The sequence below is a fragment of the Amycolatopsis sp. NPDC114504 genome (genome assembly GCF_055633595.1).
The window spans coordinates 344041-362785 of sequence record NZ_JBVKDU010000004.1 but is presented as its reverse complement, the minus strand read 5'-3'; the positions used below and the strand labels follow the sequence as shown (position 1 = coordinate 362785).

The 18745-nt window shown below is 71.6% G+C and carries 21 protein-coding genes; 7 read left to right on the top strand and 14 right to left on the bottom strand.

Translation table 11 applies throughout. The annotated features are described in order from the left end of the window. Nucleotides 1-38 precede the first annotated feature (38 nt). Both ACZ7PG_RS31450 and ACZ7PG_RS31445 read left to right on the top strand, forming a co-directional pair. Entirely contained in the window at nucleotides 39-404 is a 366-nt protein-coding gene (locus tag ACZ7PG_RS31450; RefSeq protein ID WP_470242751.1) for an ATP-binding protein, read from the top strand. A gap of 57 nt (nucleotides 405-461) precedes the next feature. Next, entirely contained in the window at nucleotides 462-881 is a 420-nt protein-coding gene (locus ACZ7PG_RS31445; RefSeq protein ID WP_470242750.1) for a TOBE domain-containing protein, read from the top strand. On the opposite strand, the gene ACZ7PG_RS31440 is transcribed toward ACZ7PG_RS31445, so the two are convergent. Further along, on the bottom strand, nucleotides 847-1668 hold the full coding sequence (locus tag ACZ7PG_RS31440) for an alpha/beta fold hydrolase (protein ID WP_470242749.1): 822 nt from the start codon (nucleotides 1666-1668) through the stop codon (nucleotides 847-849). The two genes, ACZ7PG_RS31445 and ACZ7PG_RS31440, sit on opposite strands and share 35 nt — an antisense overlap. 65 nt (nucleotides 1669-1733) lie before the next feature. Between ACZ7PG_RS31440 and ACZ7PG_RS31435 the strand changes: the two genes are divergently transcribed. From ACZ7PG_RS31435 to ACZ7PG_RS31425, 3 genes are all read left to right on the top strand, one after another. Next, nucleotides 1734-2555: a helix-turn-helix domain-containing protein gene (locus ACZ7PG_RS31435; protein ID WP_470242748.1), complete on the top strand. Its 822-nt coding sequence runs from the start codon at nucleotides 1734-1736 to the stop codon at nucleotides 2553-2555. Between the two features lie 81 nt (nucleotides 2556-2636). After that, nucleotides 2637-2981, top strand: a complete 345-nt coding sequence (locus tag ACZ7PG_RS31430; RefSeq protein WP_470242747.1) for a nuclear transport factor 2 family protein — start codon at nucleotides 2637-2639, stop codon at nucleotides 2979-2981. Between the two features lie 210 nt (nucleotides 2982-3191). Beyond that, nucleotides 3192-4283, top strand: a complete 1092-nt coding sequence (locus ACZ7PG_RS31425) for a S1 family peptidase (RefSeq protein ID WP_470242746.1) — start codon at nucleotides 3192-3194, stop codon at nucleotides 4281-4283. A gap of 3 nt (nucleotides 4284-4286) precedes the next feature. Here ACZ7PG_RS31425 and ACZ7PG_RS31420 read toward each other — a convergent pair whose 3' ends face one another. From ACZ7PG_RS31420 to ACZ7PG_RS31375, 10 genes are all read right to left on the bottom strand, one after another. After that, on the bottom strand, nucleotides 4287-4553 hold the full coding sequence (locus ACZ7PG_RS31420) for a GlsB/YeaQ/YmgE family stress response membrane protein (RefSeq protein WP_155547145.1): 267 nt from the start codon (nucleotides 4551-4553) through the stop codon (nucleotides 4287-4289). Nucleotides 4554-4644: 91 nt separating this feature from the next. Then, entirely contained in the window at nucleotides 4645-5016 is a 372-nt protein-coding gene (locus ACZ7PG_RS31415; protein WP_470242745.1) for a hypothetical protein, read from the bottom strand. A 4-nt stretch (nucleotides 5017-5020) separates the two neighbouring features. Beyond that, nucleotides 5021-5386, bottom strand: a complete 366-nt coding sequence (locus ACZ7PG_RS31410) for a DsrE family protein (RefSeq protein WP_470242744.1) — start codon at nucleotides 5384-5386, stop codon at nucleotides 5021-5023. An 81-nt stretch (nucleotides 5387-5467) separates the two neighbouring features. Beyond that, nucleotides 5468-7024, bottom strand: coding sequence for an HD domain-containing phosphohydrolase (locus tag ACZ7PG_RS31405; protein ID WP_470242743.1), 1557 nt, complete (start codon nucleotides 7022-7024; stop codon nucleotides 5468-5470). Between the two features lie 114 nt (nucleotides 7025-7138). Beyond that, nucleotides 7139-7885 carry an SDR family NAD(P)-dependent oxidoreductase gene (locus ACZ7PG_RS31400; protein WP_470242742.1) on the bottom strand — a complete coding sequence of 249 codons (747 nt, stop codon included), beginning with the start codon at nucleotides 7883-7885 and terminating at the stop codon, nucleotides 7139-7141. Continuing rightward, nucleotides 7882-8802: a 3,5-dioxohexanoate:acetyl-CoA acetone transferase gene (gene kce / locus ACZ7PG_RS31395; protein WP_470242741.1), complete on the bottom strand. Its 921-nt coding sequence runs from the start codon at nucleotides 8800-8802 to the stop codon at nucleotides 7882-7884. Before kce ends, ACZ7PG_RS31400 begins: the two co-directional genes overlap by 4 nt. Continuing rightward, entirely contained in the window at nucleotides 8802-9641 is an 840-nt protein-coding gene (locus tag ACZ7PG_RS31390; protein WP_470242740.1) for an LLM class flavin-dependent oxidoreductase, read from the bottom strand. Before ACZ7PG_RS31390 ends, kce begins: the two co-directional genes overlap by 1 nt. Beyond that, complete coding sequence (locus tag ACZ7PG_RS31385) at nucleotides 9638-10408, bottom strand: HpcH/HpaI aldolase family protein (protein ID WP_470242739.1); 771 nt, start codon at nucleotides 10406-10408, stop codon at nucleotides 9638-9640. Before ACZ7PG_RS31385 ends, ACZ7PG_RS31390 begins: the two co-directional genes overlap by 4 nt. Then, nucleotides 10405-11268 carry a cupin domain-containing protein gene (locus tag ACZ7PG_RS31380; RefSeq protein ID WP_470242738.1) on the bottom strand — a complete coding sequence of 288 codons (864 nt, stop codon included), beginning with the start codon at nucleotides 11266-11268 and terminating at the stop codon, nucleotides 10405-10407. The genes ACZ7PG_RS31385 and ACZ7PG_RS31380 overlap by 4 nt, the downstream gene beginning before the upstream one ends. Before the next feature lie 12 nt (nucleotides 11269-11280). Next, nucleotides 11281-12171 carry a DUF6282 family protein gene (locus ACZ7PG_RS31375; protein WP_470242737.1) on the bottom strand — a complete coding sequence of 297 codons (891 nt, stop codon included), beginning with the start codon at nucleotides 12169-12171 and terminating at the stop codon, nucleotides 11281-11283. Between the two features lie 150 nt (nucleotides 12172-12321). On the opposite strand from ACZ7PG_RS31375, the gene ACZ7PG_RS31370 reads away from it, so the two are divergent. Next, nucleotides 12322-13683, top strand: coding sequence for an MFS transporter (locus ACZ7PG_RS31370; RefSeq protein ID WP_470242736.1), 1362 nt, complete (start codon nucleotides 12322-12324; stop codon nucleotides 13681-13683). Beyond that, nucleotides 13684-14691 carry a hypothetical protein gene (locus ACZ7PG_RS31365; RefSeq protein WP_470242735.1) on the top strand — a complete coding sequence of 336 codons (1008 nt, stop codon included), beginning with the start codon at nucleotides 13684-13686 and terminating at the stop codon, nucleotides 14689-14691. Here ACZ7PG_RS31365 and ACZ7PG_RS31360 read toward each other — a convergent pair. The 3 genes from ACZ7PG_RS31360 to ACZ7PG_RS31350 form a co-directional block, all read right to left on the bottom strand. Next, entirely contained in the window at nucleotides 14658-15449 is a 792-nt protein-coding gene (locus tag ACZ7PG_RS31360; protein WP_470242734.1) for an IclR family transcriptional regulator, read from the bottom strand. The two genes, ACZ7PG_RS31365 and ACZ7PG_RS31360, sit on opposite strands and share 34 nt — an antisense overlap. An 814-nt stretch (nucleotides 15450-16263) precedes the next feature. Beyond that, on the bottom strand, nucleotides 16264-17460 hold the full coding sequence (locus tag ACZ7PG_RS31355; RefSeq protein WP_470242733.1) for a hypothetical protein: 1197 nt from the start codon (nucleotides 17458-17460) through the stop codon (nucleotides 16264-16266). Between the two features lie 248 nt (nucleotides 17461-17708). Beyond that, complete coding sequence (locus ACZ7PG_RS31350) at nucleotides 17709-18659, bottom strand: hypothetical protein (RefSeq protein WP_470242732.1); 951 nt, start codon at nucleotides 18657-18659, stop codon at nucleotides 17709-17711. Nucleotides 18660-18745 lie beyond the last annotated feature (86 nt).

Genomic DNA, 18745 nt, shown 5'->3' with positions numbered 1-18745 from the left:
TGCCGGAAGTGGGTAAGACACCAAGGTTTCGAAGGAGTGTGAAGACGATCCCGACGCGCGAGCTCGGCACGGGTGCGGACCAGCAGGCGCAGGTCCGGGCGTGGGCCCAGGACCTGCTGGCCGGCTTGGCGCCGGACAGCCTCGCCGACGCGGTGCAGGTGCTCGACGAACTGGTGTCCAACGCCCTGTGCCACGGTGCCCGCCCGGTCCGGGTCCGGCTCGCCCGGGACTCCGGCCACGTGCGGGTCGAGGTCACCGACGCCAGCCGGCACCCGGCGCGGCCGCGGCGGCCGGACCTCGACGGCGGGCGGGGCCTGCTGCTGGTCGACGCGTGCAGCCGGCGGTGGGGACAGTGGCAGCACGACGCCGGCAAGACCGTCTGGGCCGAGCTCGCCGTGAGCTGACCCGTTCCGGTGACCCGGCGAAGTGCGCCGGTTCGGGCGCGCGGCTAGGGTCCCGCCATGGCTCTGAGCATCCGCAACCAGCTCGACGGGACGGTTTCCGCCGTGACGCCGGGCGAGGTGATGGCGACCGTCAAGACCCGCCTGTCCGGTGGGCAGGAGATCACCGCCGCCGTCACCCGCGAGGCCGTCGAGGACCTCGGCCTCGCCGAAGGGACGGCCGTGCGCGCACTGGTCAAGTCGACCGAGGTGTCGCTGGCCACCGGCCCGGTGACCGGCATCAGCATCCGCAACCAGCTGCCCGGCCGGGTGACCGCCGTCGCGACCGGGGGTGCGATGGCGGCGGTGAAGGTCGCCGTCGACGGCGGTGAGCTCACCGCGTCGATCACCCGGGAAGCCGTGGCCGAGCTGGGGCTCGAAGCGGGGACCCCGGTGGTCGCGCTGATCAAGTCGACCGAGATCTCCCTCTCGACCGACTGATTCGGCCACTGTTCAGCGTGGGCGACGCGGTGAAGGCCAGCAGCGCTTCGGCGGTCCGCGGCGGGTCTTCCAGCATCGGCGAGTGACCGACGCCGGGCAGCGGCACGACCCGCGCGCCCGGCACCGCGCGGTAGGCCGCGAGGGCGTCCGAGGGCCGCCACCGCCGGTCCTCCTCGCCGAAGAGCACCAGCACCGGCGTGCCGAGCGCGCGCAGCCGGTCCGGGATCGCCTGCCGCGCCAGGTATTCGACGCTGCCCCGCTGGCTCTCGGTGAACGAGGTGAAGGTCATCCCGCGCACGTCGTCCACGAGCGACGCGGAAGCTTCGTAGCCGGGGCGGCTGAAGGCCGAGCTCATGGCCTGCCGGATCTGCTCGTCGGTCAGCCGGTCCCACTGCCCGGCGTCGAACCCGACCTGCGGGCCGGTGTAGGTGTCCAGGCTCGGCCCGCAGTTCACCAGCACGAGCGCGGAAACCAGGGCGGGCCACTGCTCGGCGAGCGCGGTGGCGACGAGGCCGCCACTGGAGTGGCCCACGACCACGGCGGGCCCGACACCGAGCCGGTCCAGCTCCGCGCCGGCCCGCCCGGCCTGCTCGGGGACGCCGTACGCGGCGTCGTCCGGCTTCGGCGAGCGCCCGTGGCCGAGCAGGTCGACCCGGACCACGCGGTGGGTGCCGGTCAGCCGGGGGAGCAGCTCGTCCCACGAGCGGACCGAGGACGCGGACCCGTGGACCAGGAGGAGGACCGGGGCGTCGCGGGGGCCGTCGTCGGTCACGTGGAGGTTCGTCATGCGCCGACTCTCGCCGGTCGGGGAGGCCGGTGGCTTGGACGAATGTTCCGCGTAGCTTGGGATCCATGGGGCCGGACGAAGAAGCACTCTGGGACGTCGCGCTCCCGGCGTCGCCCGGCCGGCTGCCCGGGGTCACGATGGCCGGGTTCGCCGACCGCGGCCGCACCCCGGCCGGGCTCCGGCTGATCCCGCCGCCGGCCGTGACCGTCGCCCTGGTCTTCGGTCCCGGTTCCGTCGTCCTTTCCGGCGCGGCCGGGCGGGGGAGTGTCGTCGCGGGGCTCGGGTTCGGCCCGGCCCGGCTGGTCCGGGCGGTGGACTTCGCCTGCGTGCAGGTCCGCCTGCCGCCGGTGGTCGCGGGCCGGGTCCTCGGCGTCCGCCCGGACGAGCTGAGCGGTGCCTTCGTGGCTCTGGACGACTTGTGGGGCCGGGAGGCGGCCCGGCTCGCCGAGCGCCTGAGCGAGACGTCCTCGTGGGAAGAGCGGTTCGCGCTGACGGACGCGGTCTTCGCCCGCCGCGCCGAGGCGGGACCGGCGGTCGACCCCGAGGTCGCCTGGGCGTGGGGCCGGCTGGTCCGGACCCGCGGCCGGGTCCGGGTGGAGCGGCTGGCCGCCGAAGTCGGCTGGAGCCGCAAGCGCCTGTGGGCGCGGTTCCACGCGCAGACCGGCCTCCCGCCCAAGCGCGCGGCGCGGCTGGTCCGCTTCGACCACGCCGTCCACCGCCTGGTCGCGGGCCAGGACGTCGCCCGCGTCGCCGCCGACGCCGGTTTCGCCGACCAGTCCCACCTGCACCGCGAGGTCCGGGCGTTCACCGGGATCACGCCGGCGGCGGTGGCGGGCGAACCGTTCCTGACCATCGACGACCTGGCGTGGCCGGCCACCCGCGCGTGACGGCGATACCCCCTGTTTTCGGTATGGGCACCGGTTCCGGCGGTCCGTAGCTTCGGAGGGAGGACGAGGGAGGGACCCGCGGTGGTCAGCGCGTCGGAACTGTTCCCCATGGCCGACCGGCAGGCGGTCGGGGCGAGGTTCGCCGAGGACGCCACGATGGTGTTCGGCGACGGCGCCCCGATGTACGGCCGGGCCGCGATCGAGGCGGGCAACGCGGCTTTCTTCGCCACCGTCAAGGGGTTGAGCCACCACGTCCGTCGCGAGTGGACGGTCGGCGACACCGCCATCGCGGTCATCGACGTGACCTGCACCCGGCTCGACGACCAGCGCGTGACGCTGGCGGCGCTCTCCATCTGGCGCGTGGGCGCCGACGGCCTGATCGCCGACTTCCGCGTCTACGCGGACCTCGCGCCGGTGTTCGCATGAGGAATCGCGGTCCGGCACGGTGCTGTCCGGTTACTGTGCGCGGGGCGAATTGTCCAATACCTATCTTTTGTCCTGTACGACGAAAGTCGGTACCCCCGGCCCCGGCCGCGGGTCACGCTCGCGCGCACCGGAACACCCACCGCGACCGGCGCGGCCATCCCTCGCGCCGGCTCTGTCGTGAAAACGAGCCCCGTGAAAGCGAGTACCGGCATGCGCACCAGACACTTGCTCGCCCGCTCCGCCACGACCCTGGTGGCCGCCGCCGCGGTCGCCGGCTTCCTGACGAGCCCGGCCACCGCCGTCACCATCGACGGCTACGCCCCCGACGTGCAGCGCGACGCGGTCGCCTCCCTCGCGGCGGACGCCGGGATCAGCGAGTCCGCCGCCGTCGCGGTCCTGCGGACGCAGGCGGCGAGCGTCGAGACCCTGCACCAGGTCACCGCCGCGCTCGGCGCCCGCGCCGCCGACGGTTACCTCGACGCGGCCGCGAAGCCCGTCGTGAACGTGCTTGACCAGGCGGCCGCCGACCGGGTCACCGCGGCCGGCGCGCAGGCCCGGGTGGTCAGGCACTCGAGTGCCGCACTGGCCGGCGCCCAGGACGCCTTGCAGGCGCTGCCCGCGGTCGCCCACACGTCGGTCGGCCTCGACCCGAAGACCAACCAGGTCGTGCTGACCGTGGCGGACGCGGCGCGCGGCACCGACGCCTTGCTGAAAGCCGCTTCGGCGCTCGGCGACCGCGTCCGGGTCGAGCGGATCGCGGGTGAGCTGCACGCCGCGATCTACAACGGCGAAGCCATCACCGGCGGGGGCACCCGCTGTTCGGCCGGCTTCAACACCAACCGCGGCGGCGTGAACTACATCGTCGACGCCGGCCACTGCACGCGCGCGGTGGCGACGTGGAACGTCGGGCCGTCGCAGGGTTCGAGCTTCCCGGGCAACGACTACGGGCTGATCCGCAACAACACCGGCAGCGCACCCGGCGCGGTCACCCTGTGGAACGGCTCGACGCAGCGGATCAGCTCCGCCGGCACCGCGACGGTGGGCCAGCGAATCAGCAAGAGCGGCAGCACCACGCACCTGACGTCGGGCTCGGTCACGCGGACGAACGTGACCGTGAACTACGCCGAAGGCTCGGTGTCCCAGCTGATCCAGACCAACGCGCTGGTCAACCCGGGGGACTCGGGTGGCTGCCTGTTCGCCGGCGGCGTCGGCCTGGGCATCACGTCCGGCAAGGGTTCCGGGACGTCGTTCTTCCAGCCGGTCGGCGAGGCGCTGAGCGCGTACGGCGTGGCGCTGAACTAGCGGCTAGTCGCGGCGGCTCCGGCCGAACGCCATCCGGTAGATCACCAGGATGATCAGCGCACCGAGGACCGCGAGGCCCCACGTGCGCAGGTCGAAGAAGGTGCCGAGGTCGGTGTGGAACAGGGTCTTGCCGACCCAGCCGCCGACGAAGGCGCCGCCGATGCCGAGCAGGATCGTGATGATGCAGCCGCCGGGGTCCTTGCCCGGCATGAGGACCTTCGCGATCACACCCGCGATGAGTCCGAGCACGATCCAGCTGATGACGCCCACGGGTGCCTCCGTCCGCCTGTCTTCCTGACGGCACAGGATGGCAGGCGGACGGCACCCCGGCGCGGTGAGCCACGCCGACGTGACGGGCGTCTCAGCCGGCGAGCGGCCGGTACCCGGAGCACAGGACGCGCAGCCAGCCGATCTTGCCGTCGCGCGCGGTGTAGTAGGCCTGCTGTTCGACGAGGTGGTCGGCGCCGTCGCGCTCGACCCGCAGCCGGTAGGTGACGTGCCCGCGGTCCGCGACCCGGCCGGTGGTCACCGAGCACAGCTCGAGGATCGTCCGGCCGGGACCGAACCAGTGGCCGAAGATCACGTCGTCGACGATCTCCGCCGGGTCCGTGGCCGTCCAGTGGCGGCCCGGGGTGAGTGCGGCGAAGTCGACCTCGCCGGCCAGCACGGCCCGCAGCGCGGCGGAGTCGCGGGCCGCGAGGGCACGGGCGAACCGTTCGCCTTCGGTGGTCATGGCTTCAGTAGCTGAACGTCGTGACGGGCTCGTCGCCGATCCACTCCCACATCGGCACCGTGCCGCCGAGGGACGCGTTGGCGACGAGGCCGTCGTCGGTGAGGTGGCGGGCGGTGAAGCAGATGGGACAGACCAGGAAGCGGCCGCCGGCGGCTTCGTAGCGCTTGACCAGGTCGGCCAGCGGTGGGCAGCCTTCGCACGCCGTGGCCTGGGCGAAGCCGTCGAGCGCGAGCCGGACCGCCTCCTTCGTGAGGAACATCAGGGTCGCGCGGTGCTGTTCGGCGGCGCCGACCGCGACGAGGAACGCGACGGTGACCTTCTCGGGGTCTTCGAGTCCGGTGGTGAGGCTGATGACGGCACGGGTGGGCATGGTGAGCTCCTTTCGAGGGGCTCTGCTTTTGAGAGACTCAGCCTCGTTCGCGCCCGGCCGTCGCCGCATGGGGCGGATGCCTCATCTTCCGGGGAGGCCGCTGATCCCGTGCTCGAGCGCGAACAGCCCGGCGCCGGTCCGGTTGGACACCCCGGCCTTGGCGTAGATGTGCTCGACGTGGTTGCGGACGGTCTTCTCGCTGATCGACAGCGTCCGCGCGATCTCACGGTTCGAGCCGCCGCCGGCGAGCAGGCGCAGCACCTCCACCTCGCGGCCGGTCAGCCCGGCGGGGTGGGACGGCCGTCGTCGCGCGTGCCCGGCGGCCCGCAGGACGGCGTCGACGGCGTGCGCGTCCAACCGGGACTCCCGCGCCTGCTGCCGCAGGATCTCGGCCGCGTCGACGGCGTCGCGCGCCGGGCGGTGCGGCCGCGGTTCGCGCAGCGCGTGGTAGACGTCGGCGGCGGCGAGCAGCCGGGCGTGCGGCGCCAGTGCCGCGCCGGCCGCGCCGAGCGGGTAGCCGGAGCCGTCGAGCCGCTCGTGGTGCGCCGCGGCGATGACGGCGACCTGCTCCAGACCCCTTACGCGGCGCAGGATCCGGCCGGTCAGGTACGGGTGCAGCCGGACCCGTTCCCACTCGGCCTCCGACAGCGGGCCTCGCTTCTCCCAGATGCTCGTGGGCACGCCCATCCGGCCGAGGTCGTGCACCAGCCCGGCCCGCCGGACGAGCCGGACGTCCGCTTCGGGCAGGCCGCTGCCGCGGGCGGCCTCGGCGGCGAGGGCGGCGACACCGCGCGAGTGGCCGAGGGCGAACGGGCACTTGAGGTCGGCGAAGTCGCCGATCGCGGTCAGCAGGTCGTCCAGTTCGGTGTCGGTGAGCGTCCGGTCGCGGTCGGGCGCCTGCTCCAGGGCGGCCGTCCAGACGTCGTCGTCGAGCAGGCCGCCGAGGATCTCGCTCGCGGCGCCGGTGAACGCCGTCACGACGGCCGGGTCGAACTGGCTGCCGCCGCGTGCTTCGGCCATCGCGACGGCGGCGGGGACCCCGCCCCGGCGCAGGTACACCTCGGCGACCTCGGCGAGGTGCACGACGCGCACCTCGATCGGGAGCTCGTCGCCGCGGGCGCCGGTGGGCAGGCCGCTGCCGTCCCAGCGTTCGAAGGTGCCGGCCAGCGCGGCGCCGACGTCCGGGCCCAGCCCCAGCCGGTCGGCGAGGCGTCCGGCGGAGGTGCAGTGGGAGTGGATCAGCCCGGCGAGGCGGCCGCGCGCCCTGGCGACGAACGCGGCGGCCACCACGGCCCGCGCGACCGGAGCGCGGTCCCGCCCGGCGTGCGTCGCGAGCAGCCGCAGGAACGGAAGGCCGGCCCAGTTCACGCGGTAGGTGGCGGAGCGGAAGGCGATGTCGTCGCCGAACCAGCCGGCGAGCTCGTGGGAGTCGGCGTGGCAGCCGATCCAGGCGACGAGGGTGGCGTAGAACGTCGTGCCGCGCTGCACTTCGTCCAGGCCGAGCCGTTCGGCGAGCCGGGTCGCGATCAGCGCGGAGCGCAGCATGTGCTCCATGGGCTGCCCGAGCCCGAGATCGATGGCGAGCGACAACGCGGCGAGCACCTCGGCCCGCCGCGGCCCGCTCGGCTGGACGGCCATGGGCACCGCCTCCTCCACCGGAAGCGTGCCACGTGGACGGTCGGTGACCAAGCCGCTCGCCACGGGCGACCATCCGTGACAAGGAGGTGGGGCGGCCGCGGCCGCCCCACCCGCTCAGGCCGTGAAGCCGCCGTCGACCGGGAGGACCACTCCGCTCAGGTGGCTCGCCCGGTCGCTCAGCAGGAACGCCGCCGTCGAGCCGACCTCCGCGCCCGTGCCCGCCTTGCGCAACGGCGTCGCCGCTATCCGGGCCTCCACGCCGCCCGGGATCGTGCGGCGCAGCTCGTCCAGCATCGGGGTCTCCGTCGGGCCCGGGGCGATCACGTTGACGCGGATGCCCAGTGGCCCGAAGTCGTGGGCCGCGGTGCGGGTCAGGCCGATCACCGCGTGCTTCGTCGCCTGGTAGGCGCCCATGCCCGAACTCCCGCGCAGGCCGCCGATGCTGCTCACGTTGACGATCGAGCCCGAGCCCTGGCGCTCCATCACCGCGACCTCCGCGCGCAGGCACAGCCACGTGCCCTTGACGTTCACCGCCATGATCCGGTCGAAGTCCGCTTCGGACACCTGGTCGAGCCGTCCGCCGCCGCCCATCGCCGCGTTGTTGAACGCGCCGTCGAGACGGCCGAACCGCGTCACCGTCGCCGCCACGAAAGCGTCCACATCGGACGCCGAAGCCACGTCACCGGTCGTGTACGCGACGTCGTAGTCGGACAGCTCGGCGGCCAGCTTGGCCAACGGCTCCTCGTTCCGGGCCACCAGCATCACCGACGCGCCGTCGGACGCGAACACCCGCGCCGCGTCGGCGCCGATGCCCGAACTGGCCCCGACGACCAGGACCACCTTGCCGGTCAGCAGACTCATGCCGCTCCTCCTCGCAGTGCCAGCATCGCGCGGGCGTCGGCCGGGGTGGCGATGGGCTTGCCGAGATCCTCCACCACCGCCCGGATCTTCCGGACCTGCTGGGCGTTGCTCTCCGCGAGCTTTCCCTTGCCGATCCACAGGCTGTCTTCCAGGCCCACCCGCACGTGCCCGCCGAGCCACGCGCTGTGCGTGCCGAAGCCGATCTGGTCGCGCCCGGCGGCGAACGCCGAAAACGCGTAGTCGTCGCCGAAGAGCTTGTCCGCGATCCGGACCATGTGCTCCAGGTTCGCGTGGTCGGCGCCGATCCCGCCGAGGACGCCGAACACGCCCTGGATCAGCAGCGGCGGTTTCGCCAGGCCGAGCTCGACGAAGTACGCCAGCGAGTACAGGTGCCCGATGTCGTAGCACTCGTACTCGAACCGCGTCCCGGACTCGCCGAGCGTCCGCAGTGTGTGCTCGATCTTGTCGAAGGTGTTCACGAACGGCTTCGAGTAGGTGTTGAGCACGTACGGCTTTTCCCAGTCGTGCTTCCACTCCGTCACCTTGTCGGCGATGCCGGAGTAGACGAAGTTCATCGACCCCATGTTCATCGACGCGAGCTCCGGCCGCAGCCGGTAGGCGGCCGCGAGCCGTTCGTCCATCGTCATCGAGGACGCGCCGCCGGTGGTGATGTTGATGACCGCGTCGGTCTCCGCGGTGATCCGCGCGACGATCTTCTCGAACACGTCGGGATCGGGCGTCGGCCGCCCGTCCGGTTCCCGGGCGTGCAGGTGCACGATGGCCGACCCGGCCTCGATGGCTTCCAGGGCGGCGTCGGCGACCTCGTCGGCCGACAGGGGCAGGTGGGGGCTCTGCGACGGGATGTTCACCGAGCCCGTGATGGCGGTGGTGATGATGACTTTCTCGGCCGTGCGCATCAATCCTCCTCGGGTGCGAGCGCCCGGTAGGCGTCGAGTTTCGCGTCGTCCAGCGGGCCGACCAGGCTCAACGCGACCTGGGTGGCGCCCGCGTCGTACTGCGCCCGCACCGCCTCGCGCACCTGGTCCGGGGTGCCGTAGGCGACGAGCGCGTCGAGCAGGCGGTCGGACCCCGGCGGCGCGAGGTCGGTGTCGGTGAACCCGAGCCGTTTCAGCTTCGCGATCTGGTGGGGGAGCGTCAGGTAGTAGGCGAGCCGATCGCGCGCGACCTCCCGCGCCGCCGCCCGGGAGCGGCCGACCACCGCCCACTGGACCACCGACAGGAAGAGGTCGCCGATCGTTTCGCGCGCCCAGCGGGTGTGCTCCGGCGTGACGAGGAACGTGAGCAGCCCGTCGGCGCGCTCGGCCGCGAGCCGCGTGATCCCCGCCGAGTAGGCGCCGAGGACCCGCGGTACCCCGTGCGCCACCTTGTCGACGCCGTCGAGGTACTCGCGCAGGAACGGGAGCGGTCCGACCCCGCGTTCACGGACCGCGCCGCTCACGCCGAGCCCCAGCACGTAGCGCCCGGGGTAGCCGGCCGCCAGGTCCCGGGCGGCCGACCCCGCCGACTTCGGCACCCGCTCGAGGGCCCGCGCGACGCCGTTGCCGACGATCAACGTCGACGTCGACGCGAGCACCAGAGACGCCGTCGTGAACGCCTCCCGCCCGGCGACCTCGGGGATCCAGACCATCCGGTGGCCGTACTCCTCGAGTGCCCGCACGAACCGCACCACTCCGTCGTGGTCGAGGTCGTCCAGTTCGGCGATCGACAACGCCGTGCGGGGCAAGGACAGCGTCATGCGGTCGCGTCCCGGAACGCCGTGACGAGGGTTCGCGCGGCGTCGGCCAGCATCGTCGTGTCGTTGCTGAGCAGGACGAAGTCGCAGCCGTCGCGGACCGCCTGCGCGGCCTTCTCCGGCACTCCGCCGAAGGCCAGCCCGCACTTCTTCCCGGCGGCGTGCGCGGCCGCGATCGCCGAGGCGATCAGGTCGAGCACGTCCGGTGACGCCGGCGTCGACCCCATCGACATCGACAGGTCCGCCGCGCCGACGAACACCGCATCCACCGTGTCCAGCGCCAGCATCTCGGGTGCGGCCTTGATCGCCTCGACGCTCTCCAGCTGCGGGATGCACAGCACGTCGTCGTTGCCGACTGCGAGGTACTCGGCGGTCGGCTTCAGCCCCCACGCCCCGGCCCGGCTGGTGCCGCCGGCGCCGCGGACGCCGTGCGGCGGGAACCGGCACGCCCGCCCGACGGCCGCGGCCTCCTCGACCGTGTCGACGTGCGGGACGAGGATGCCCCTCGCGCCCGCGTCGAGGATCTTCTGGATCGTCGACGGTGTCTTGTCCGGCACCCGCACGATCGGCGTCATGCCGAGCGCGGCCGCGGTGTTGATCAGCCGGTACGCCGTCACCAGGTCCAGCGGCGCGTGTTCGAGGTCGACGACCACGAAGTCGAACCCGGCGAACGCCATGATCTCGGCGGGCTCGGTCGAGGCGATCTTCAGCCAGGTGCCCACGGGCGTGGCTTCGCGGGTGAACAACCCGCCACCAGTACGGGCGCTCACGGCATCGGGTAGTCGTCGGCGTTCAGGACCCAGCCCGGCTTCTCCGAGAAGTCCACGCGCGGCGGGCTGAAGATGTCGATCAGCTGGTTCACGCCCGGGTCGCTCGCTTCGGACGTGTGCACGGTCGGCGGCGGGATGACCGTCACCGACGGGCTCCCGATCCGGACGTGCTCGTCCTCGCGCCAGGTGCTGCTGTCGGGCAGCCACGGCGTCCGGATGTGGTGCACGTACTCGCCCTGCACGGCCAGCGAGAGCTGCTCGAAGTCGTCGTGGTGGTGCGGAGACAGCTTGTGCGGGTCGCGCGGGCCGTCCTGCAGGGGCAGGAAGTTCACCATGAACGAGCGGGTGCGGAAGATCCGCCCGAACCGCTTCGGGTCGTCCGGCACCTCGGACAGCGGGTAGAAGCGGACGCGCGCCTCGGCGGGCGCCGGCCAGCGCTCCAGCAGCGTGACTCGCGGGTGGTCCTCGGCGTAGGCGTCCGCGTTGGCCGGCTTGTCGCGCCACGCCGGTTCGGTCGCTTCGACCAGCCGGACCAGTGGCCCGTCGCCGTGGACGCTGATCCGCGACGCGCCCGGCGGGACCACGACGAGCCCGGGGGAGTCCACCTTGGTCGCGCCGTCGCCGGTCAGCACGGTGAAGGCGGGGGAGGCGTCGGTGACGACGATCGCCAGCTCACCGTCCAGGGTGCCGTTGTCGAGGTCGTCGCCGTCGCGGGCGTCGGTGTGGATGAGGATGACGTTCTGCGCGCGCACCACCGGGCTCGTGCGCAGGTCGAGGTACTGCGCGGCGGTGATCCGGGCGCCGCTGTCGGGCCGGGCGGCGGTGGCCAGCGCCGAACGGGGATCGTCCTTTTCGTACACGGGGAGGTCCTTTCAGGCGTCGAGGTTCAGCAGGTACGTCGGGTTGTCCCGGACCATCCGCCGCAGGTCCTTCTCCGGCAGGCCGAGGTCGAGCAGCGCCTCGCCGACGCGTAACCACGCGTCGACCGGCTTCGGGTTGGCCTTCTGGCCGAAGTCCGACGCCAGCACCGTGTGCTCCGGGCCGAGCGCCTCGATCCAGGTCAGCAGGTTCTTCGGGTCCCACTTCTGGGTGCCCTCGGGGTCGTACATGCCGACCTCGTGCTCGATGAACGCGCCCAGCTCGATCAGCTCGCGGCACAGGGCCGGGTCGGCGCCGATGACGAAGTCGGGGTGGCTGACGACCATCCGCTTCATGCCGCGCTCGTGCGCCTCCTGGAACAGCGTCTTGATGTACTCGGGGTACATGTGCCCGCCGTTGAGGACGGCCTGCTGCTCCTTGATCTCGTCGAGGATCTCGATCGCCGCGGGCTTGAGGACGCCGTCGCCGTCGACGATGTCGATGCGCTCCAGCGTCAGCGGGACGGTGGTGGTCGGGAAGGCGCCGTCCTCGGGGTGGCAGTCGATGTGCCGGCCGGAGGAGATGGTCGGGAACCAGACGACCTTGCCGCCCATGCGCAGGGTCATCCTCACGGCGTGCACGTTGAGCCCGCCGACGGTGCTGTTGAGCGCGATGCCGCCGAAGGCCTGCGCCTTGACGCCCTCGAGCCGGCCCTTCATCGCGAGGACGTCCATCTGGGTGTTGTGGTGGTGGGACTTCGCGACCATGGCGCGCATCCCGATGCGCGCGCCGTCCTGCGCGGCCTCGACGTGGTCGAAGCGGCGGGGGAACGGGCTGGGGCCGGAGTGGACGTGCATGTCGACCAAGCCGTCCAGGACGGAGGCGATGGCGGGACGCGAGCTCATGAGCGGCCTTTCGGTTCACATTATGAAGTCAAAGTTCACTATAAGACCGGCTGTCAACCCTGTGACCGCTCTTGTGTATCGACGGACGCATATTTAGAGTGTCTGACGTTCACTTGGTGAACATTCAGTTCGGAGCAACGGAGGACGCTGATGTCCACACCGCCCAGCGCCGCAGAGGCGGCCGCCCGTCCCGGCACCCCGCACGGCCCGGACGCGAGCAAGGTGCGCGCCGCGGTCCGCGGCGGGACGCTCGCCTACTTCGTCGACCAGTTCGACATCTACCTGCCGATCGTCGTCCTGGCCCCGGCGACCGCGTACTTCCAGGCGGCCAACCTCAGCGCGAGCACGACGGCGCTGCTGGCGTCCCTGGTGTTCGCGTCCACGCTGATCGGCCGCCCGCTCGGCGCGATCATCTTCGGCCACTTCGCCGACACGGTCGGGCGCAAGCGCACGACGCTCGTCGCGGTCGGCGGCTTCGGCATCATCACGCTGCTGACCGCGTGCCTGCCCGGGCACGAGACGATCGGGATGTGGTCGGTCGGCATCCTCATCGCGCTGCGGTTCGTCGACGGCATCTTCCTCGGCGGCGAGTACACGACCGCGGTGCCGCTGGCGATGGAGTGGAGCCCGAAGCACAAACGCGGCCTCTACGCCTCGATCATCACGTCGACCTCGCCCGCCGCGTACGCCGTGATCGCCGCGATCACGCTGCTGATGCTGCAGCTCCTGCCGGCCGCCGGCCTGCACAGCGCGTACGTCCAGTGGGGCTGGCGGATCCCGTTCTTCGTCGGCGCGCTGCTGGCGGCGGTGCTGTTCCGCTACTACCAGAAGCAGGTCCACGAGCCGCCGTCCGAGCTGACCGGCGAGAAGCACAAGCTACCGTTCGTCCGGCTGGTGAAGAAGTACCCGCGGGCGCTGGGCCAGGTGTTCATCCTGATGACCGGCACGTGGCTCGCGACCAACATGGAAGCCGCCGTGACGCCCGCGCAGCTGAAGGCGCACCTCATGCTCTCCAGCAAGGAGGTCACGCTGACCATGCTGGTCATCAACGCGGCCGCCGCGCTGTCCTACCCGGTGTTCGGGGTGCTGTCCCAGCGCATCGGCCGACGGCGGTTCTACATCGGCTACGGCTTCTCGATGGTCGTGGTCGGCGCGGGTTCCTACACGCTGCTGATGGCCTCGAACGGCGGCTTCGGCGCGGCGCTCGGCTTCGGCGTGCTCATCGGCGTGTTCACCGTCGGCACGTTCGGCCCGATCGCGGCGTACCTGACCGAGCGGTTCCCGGCGAGCATCCGCTCGACCGGCTACGGCGTCGGCTACAGCCTCGCGCTCATCGCTCCCGCGTTCTACCAGTTCTACCTGCAGCGGTTCGACGGCTTCATGCCCGCGCACCTCGCCCCGGGCGTCCTCATCGTCCTGGCCGGCCTGCTGATCAGCCTCGGCGGCTTCCTGGGCCCGGAGACCAAGGACGTCGACATGGCCGACGACAGCACCATTCCGGCACTGTCCTAAGTGGATCTCGGAGGGCTGGTCGCCGCCAACCCGGTGTGGGTCGGCTCTTCGGAGCTGACCATGACCCTGGACGGCATCACCGCGTGCGTCGACGCGGGCGCCGGGGCGGTGGTGGCCAAGTCGGTGAACGAAAGCGCCGCCGCCCGGCGCCAGCTGGACATCGCGGACTACGCCTTCGTCGCCGGCGACGGACAGGTGCGAGAGCCGGGGGCCGCGTTCCTGGGCGACGGCCTGCTGAACCGGTCCGGGCTCGCGCAGGTGGACCTCGACGACTGGCTCGGCATCCTGGCCGCGGGCGTGGCCCACGGCGCGGCGCGCGGCTGCCCGGTGATCGGCAGCATCACCCTCGGCGACCCGGTCGCGGCCGCGCGGATCGGGCGGGCGCTGGCTTCGGTGGTCCCGGCGGTCGAGCTGAACATCGGTGCGCCCCACGGACGTGAGGCGCGCGCGGTGCGGCAGCTGACCGAAGTGGACGGTGTGACGGCGGCGGTCCGGACCGTGCGGGCCGCCGTCGGCGTCCCCCTGTTCGTGAAGCTGCCGGGCCAGGCATCGGACGTCGTCGCGCTGGCCCGCGCGGCCCGCTCGGCCGGCGCGGACGCCGTCGGCCTGGTCGGCCGCTACCCGGGCTTCCTGCCCGACCTCGAGGGCGGTTCGGTGCTCGGGTCGTGGGGCGCGTGGAGCTCACCGGGGTGCCTGCCGATGAGCCTTTACTGGGTGAGCAAGGCTTTCCAGGCGTTGGACGTGCCCATCGTCGGCACGAACGGCGCCCGCACCGCGACGGACGTGCTGCGGTTCCTCGCGTCGGGCGCGCGGGCCGTCGAGGTCGTCACGGCGTTGTGGATCGGCGGCCCGGCCGTGCTGCGGGAGCTGGTCGACGGCGTCGCCGGGATCCGGGACGACTTCGTCGGCAGCGCGCTGGCCGGGACGCGCGAGTACGCGGACGTCCCGGCCCCGCCGTCGCCGGCGTGGCTGCCCTACACCGCCCGCTGGACGTCGTCGGGCCGGTAGTGCCCGCCCAGCTCGTGGGTGAGCTCGCGCGCGGTGTCGGCCACGACCCGCAGCTCGGGCGTGTCGTCGCCCATCGACAGCGTGTTGTCCGGGCCCACGATCGCGATCGTGGCGCAGATGCCGTACTCGTCGAAGACCGGCGCGGCCACCGCGACGATGCCGGGCGTGCTCATGGCCGAGCAGTAGCCGGCCGCGCGCACCCGGTCGACGTCCGCGCGCAGCTCGTCGCGGGCCGTGCCGGACAGGTTGCCGATCAGGCGTTCCATCGACAGCTGGTCGGCGTGGTAGGCGAGGAAGACCTTGCTCTGCGCGGTGTCCAGCGGCAGGTGGCTGCCGACCCGCACGGACACGATGACGATGGTCGAGGGGTTCTCCTCGACCCGCGAGACCACCGGTCCGGTGAGCCCCCACAGGCTCAGCACGACGCTGGTCTGCGTGGCGCGCGAGAGCGCCTGCATGTGCCGCGGCGCGAGGTTGACGACGCGGCGGTGGCCGATCGCGAACGCGCCGAGCTGCAGGAGCAGGCCACCGGGCACGTAGCTGCCTTCGGCACTGCGTTCCAGCAGGCCGGCCGCGACGAGCGACGTGCAGTACCGGTACGCCGTCGTGCGGTTCAGCCCGAGCCGCTCGGCCACCTCGCCGGCGGTCAGCTCCGGCGTCGCCGGATCGAACAGCGAGAGGATCTGGCTGACCCGGCTCACCGCCTGGATGTCGGCCTGGTCGGCGCGGGCGTCCGGGGACCGGGTCGGTTTGGTCACGGGGAGCCTCCGCCGAAGTCTGGAATCGATGTTCACTTCGTGAACACGGACATCAGGCTACCCGACCGGACGCTTCCCCTTGACCCATCGGATCAATCTCCTCCGAAAGTCGGTTCTGTGGCTTGTTCACGTCATCTGTTGTCATCTGGTCAGGTCTAGACATCCGATGGCTGGCCGGCCACCCGGCCAGATCCCCGGCCGCTCGGCCAGGGAATCGACATCCCTAGAACTCCGTAAGACCTACATGCACAAAGGCAAGCAGAGCGCCAGGCCCGACAAGCAGGCAGATCCCCAGCCCCCCGAAGAGAGGCTCGTCCTGCCGGAACATCCTGACCAGCAGCCCGACGGCAAACACAACAGTGACAACAAGAAGACTCAACACGACAGCAGACATGAAAGGGAAGTCCTCCGAGAGGGCAGCAGTGAGCACGACGCCGGAAAACCGGCGCCGGAGAAGGGGATCAGCTCACGAAGAACGGAGGCCCACGACTGGACTGCACAAGAGGAGGAGCACCAACGGAAGAAGCCTCACCGGTCCGCTCGAGCAGAGCCGAGAGCAACTGAGGACCAGAGGCGGCCGAAGACGGACCAACGGCGAAGGGGATCGACGCGGGAACCCGCGGTACCGCATGCCGACCGGACACAAAGGACTGTGACTGCGTCGTGGCCACCGCGGGACCGTCGTACGCGGCAGAAACCGAATGGACGACGGGCGCTCCGGCCAGGAACAGCAAGGCAGCAAGCAGCAACCCGAGGCGGTGCTTCCGCCTCGGGTCGCGTTGCTGTCGTAGAGGTCCGATGGGGTCAGGCTACCTCAGCCACCGCCGTAGGTGGCCTGGGTGACCGCGAAGACGTTGCGGTTGCCCGCACCCTCCTGCAGTGACCACAGCAGATCCGCGGCGGTGTCGTCCTCCCAGTACGAGAGGCTTTCACCGCTGCCCACCCAGGCGAACGTCGACGAGCCCGCGGTCGGCGTCCAGTAGTACAGCTGCTTCGAACCGGACGAGTTGAACCACCAGCGCCCGTTGTGCGACGCCACGCCGTTGAGCTTGTACCAGGGCAGCTGCAGGGCCTGGCTCGCCGTCGTCGTGGCGGCGAAAGTGCCGGAAGAGGCGAACGGGTACCGGATCGCCCGCGGGGCGCGGTTCGGGTAGTCCGTGCAGCCGGACGGGCACGTGTACTCCGTCATGACGATCGACTTGCTCACGCGGTCGAGGGAGATCGACGACCACGCGAGGTTCGTGCCCGACGTCGTCTTCGACGTGATCGAGCCCACCTGCGGCAGGACGTACGCGTAATTGTGCGCGTAGTACGTGCTGCCGGTCTGGTGCCCGATCTGGTCGGCCGTGCCGCCGGTGTCGGTCTTGAGGATCTTGCGCATGTCGAAGACGCGCATGCCCTTGCCGGTGTCGGCGACGTAAAGGTAGTCGCCGTACCAGGAAACGCCGCCGGCGTGGACCGGGATGTCCTTGAAGTCCGGTGCCGCCGCCGTGCCGGTCGGCTCGACCAGCAGGACCTTGCGGTACTTGTTCGGGTAGGTGGCGTCCCAGTCGACCAGCGTGATCCGGCTGCGGGTCTGGCCGCCGTCGCAGCCGTCCTTCGTGTACCAGCTGACCACGACGAGCTGATGGCCGTCGTAGTTGCCGCTGTTGGCCGTGCCGACCGCGTCGCGGCTGGTCGTGATGCCCTGCGGGTAGTTCGCGCAGTCGGAGTTGTCCCCGCTGTCGAACCGGAAACCCGTCGACAGCCCGGCGACGGAGAACGACGACGGCAGCGCGGTGCGGTCGTGGTTCGCGTTGTCCATGACCGTGTGGACGGCCGCGGTCCCCAGCGTCGAGACCAGCGCGGAGTTGACCGCGTCGAACTGGTTGTAGTTCGCGGCCAGGGTGTACTGCGAGGCGGGCAAGGTCGTCGGCCCGGCCGCGGCGAGCGCCGTCGGCGGAGCGGCGACCAGGCCGGCGAGGATGCCCGCCGCGAGGGCGGCTTTGCCTAGTCGGTGGCGCAATGACATGAGACCCCCAGTAGTCCGATCAATGCCCGGTACACGCTAGAACCGGGCGGGGTGAATGGGCAACAACTTCTTGGTGAAAAGGGGAAGATCTTTTCCGTCGCGTCTCAGATTGAGACCTGCGACGCCGGGGTCACGTGCTGTGATCACAGGCATGGAGTCCGAACCCGAACCCGACGAGCACCGGGTGTGCTTCGAGCGCGCACTGGTGCCCGCCGGGTGGCAGATCGATTTCGACGACGCCGCCGGGGCTACCAGCTCGACGGGACGTACGCCCAGCCGAGGTAGTCGGAGCGCTGTGCGTACGTGCTCGTCTGGTACACCGACGGGCCGGTGCTGATCGCGACGCCGCCGCCGAGCGCGAGCATGATGTGCCCGTTGCTGGTCGTGCTGGTGAAGAACACCGCGGTGCCGGCCGGGGCGACCGAGCCCGTGTGGATGCGGCCGTTGGCCTTCTGCCACTGGTAGTGCGTGGTGGCCGAGGCGAACCGGCCGCTGGTGCCGAAGGAGCGCTCGACGAACAGCTCGCACTGGTTGTTCCAGTCCGTGTGACCCAGGCGCGCCTTGGCGAACGCGATCGCGCTGTCGGCGCGGGAGTCCGCCGGGTACGCCGAGCCGCCCGCCTTGAGGCCGTCGGTGTCGCAGTGCGGGACACCGCTGACGAACCCGTCGGTCCCGGTCTTGATCAGTGCGTCCGGCACCCACAGGTTGTCGCTGGTGAAGTCCCAGATCTCGTCCGACGCGGTGGCCTGGCAGACCACCGGCACCGACGCGCCGGTCAGATACTTGTCCGCCACGCTGCCGGTCGCGTCCGCCGCGTCGCCCTTCTTCGCGCGGCCGTTGATGTCCGCCTTCGCCGGGTACGCGTGCGGCGTGGTGCACTGCGGCGCGACCATCGACGTCGAGCCGGTCTTGACGTAGGCGTCCGGGATCCAGAGACCGTCGGTGGTCAGGTCCCAGATGCTGCTGCCGCCGTACTCCGGGCCGCTGTCCTGGCACGCCAGGGTCACCGACGTGCCCGCGGTGTACATGTTCGCGATGCGCTGCTTGCCGACCGCGACGTCCGGGTCCTTGACGGTGCGACCGTCCACTGTGGTCGTGACGGGATAGGCCGACGCGGCCTGGGCGGCGGGTGCGGCCAGCCCGGTCAGTGCGACGCCGAGGCCGATCGTGGCGACCGCCGCCTTGAGTGTGGTTCTCACGTTTCCTCCATCGGGGATGTGGGGCGAATCGTCGGCGGACGCCGTACAAGAGCCGTACAAGCCCGGCGGGGCGCCTAGTACTTTCC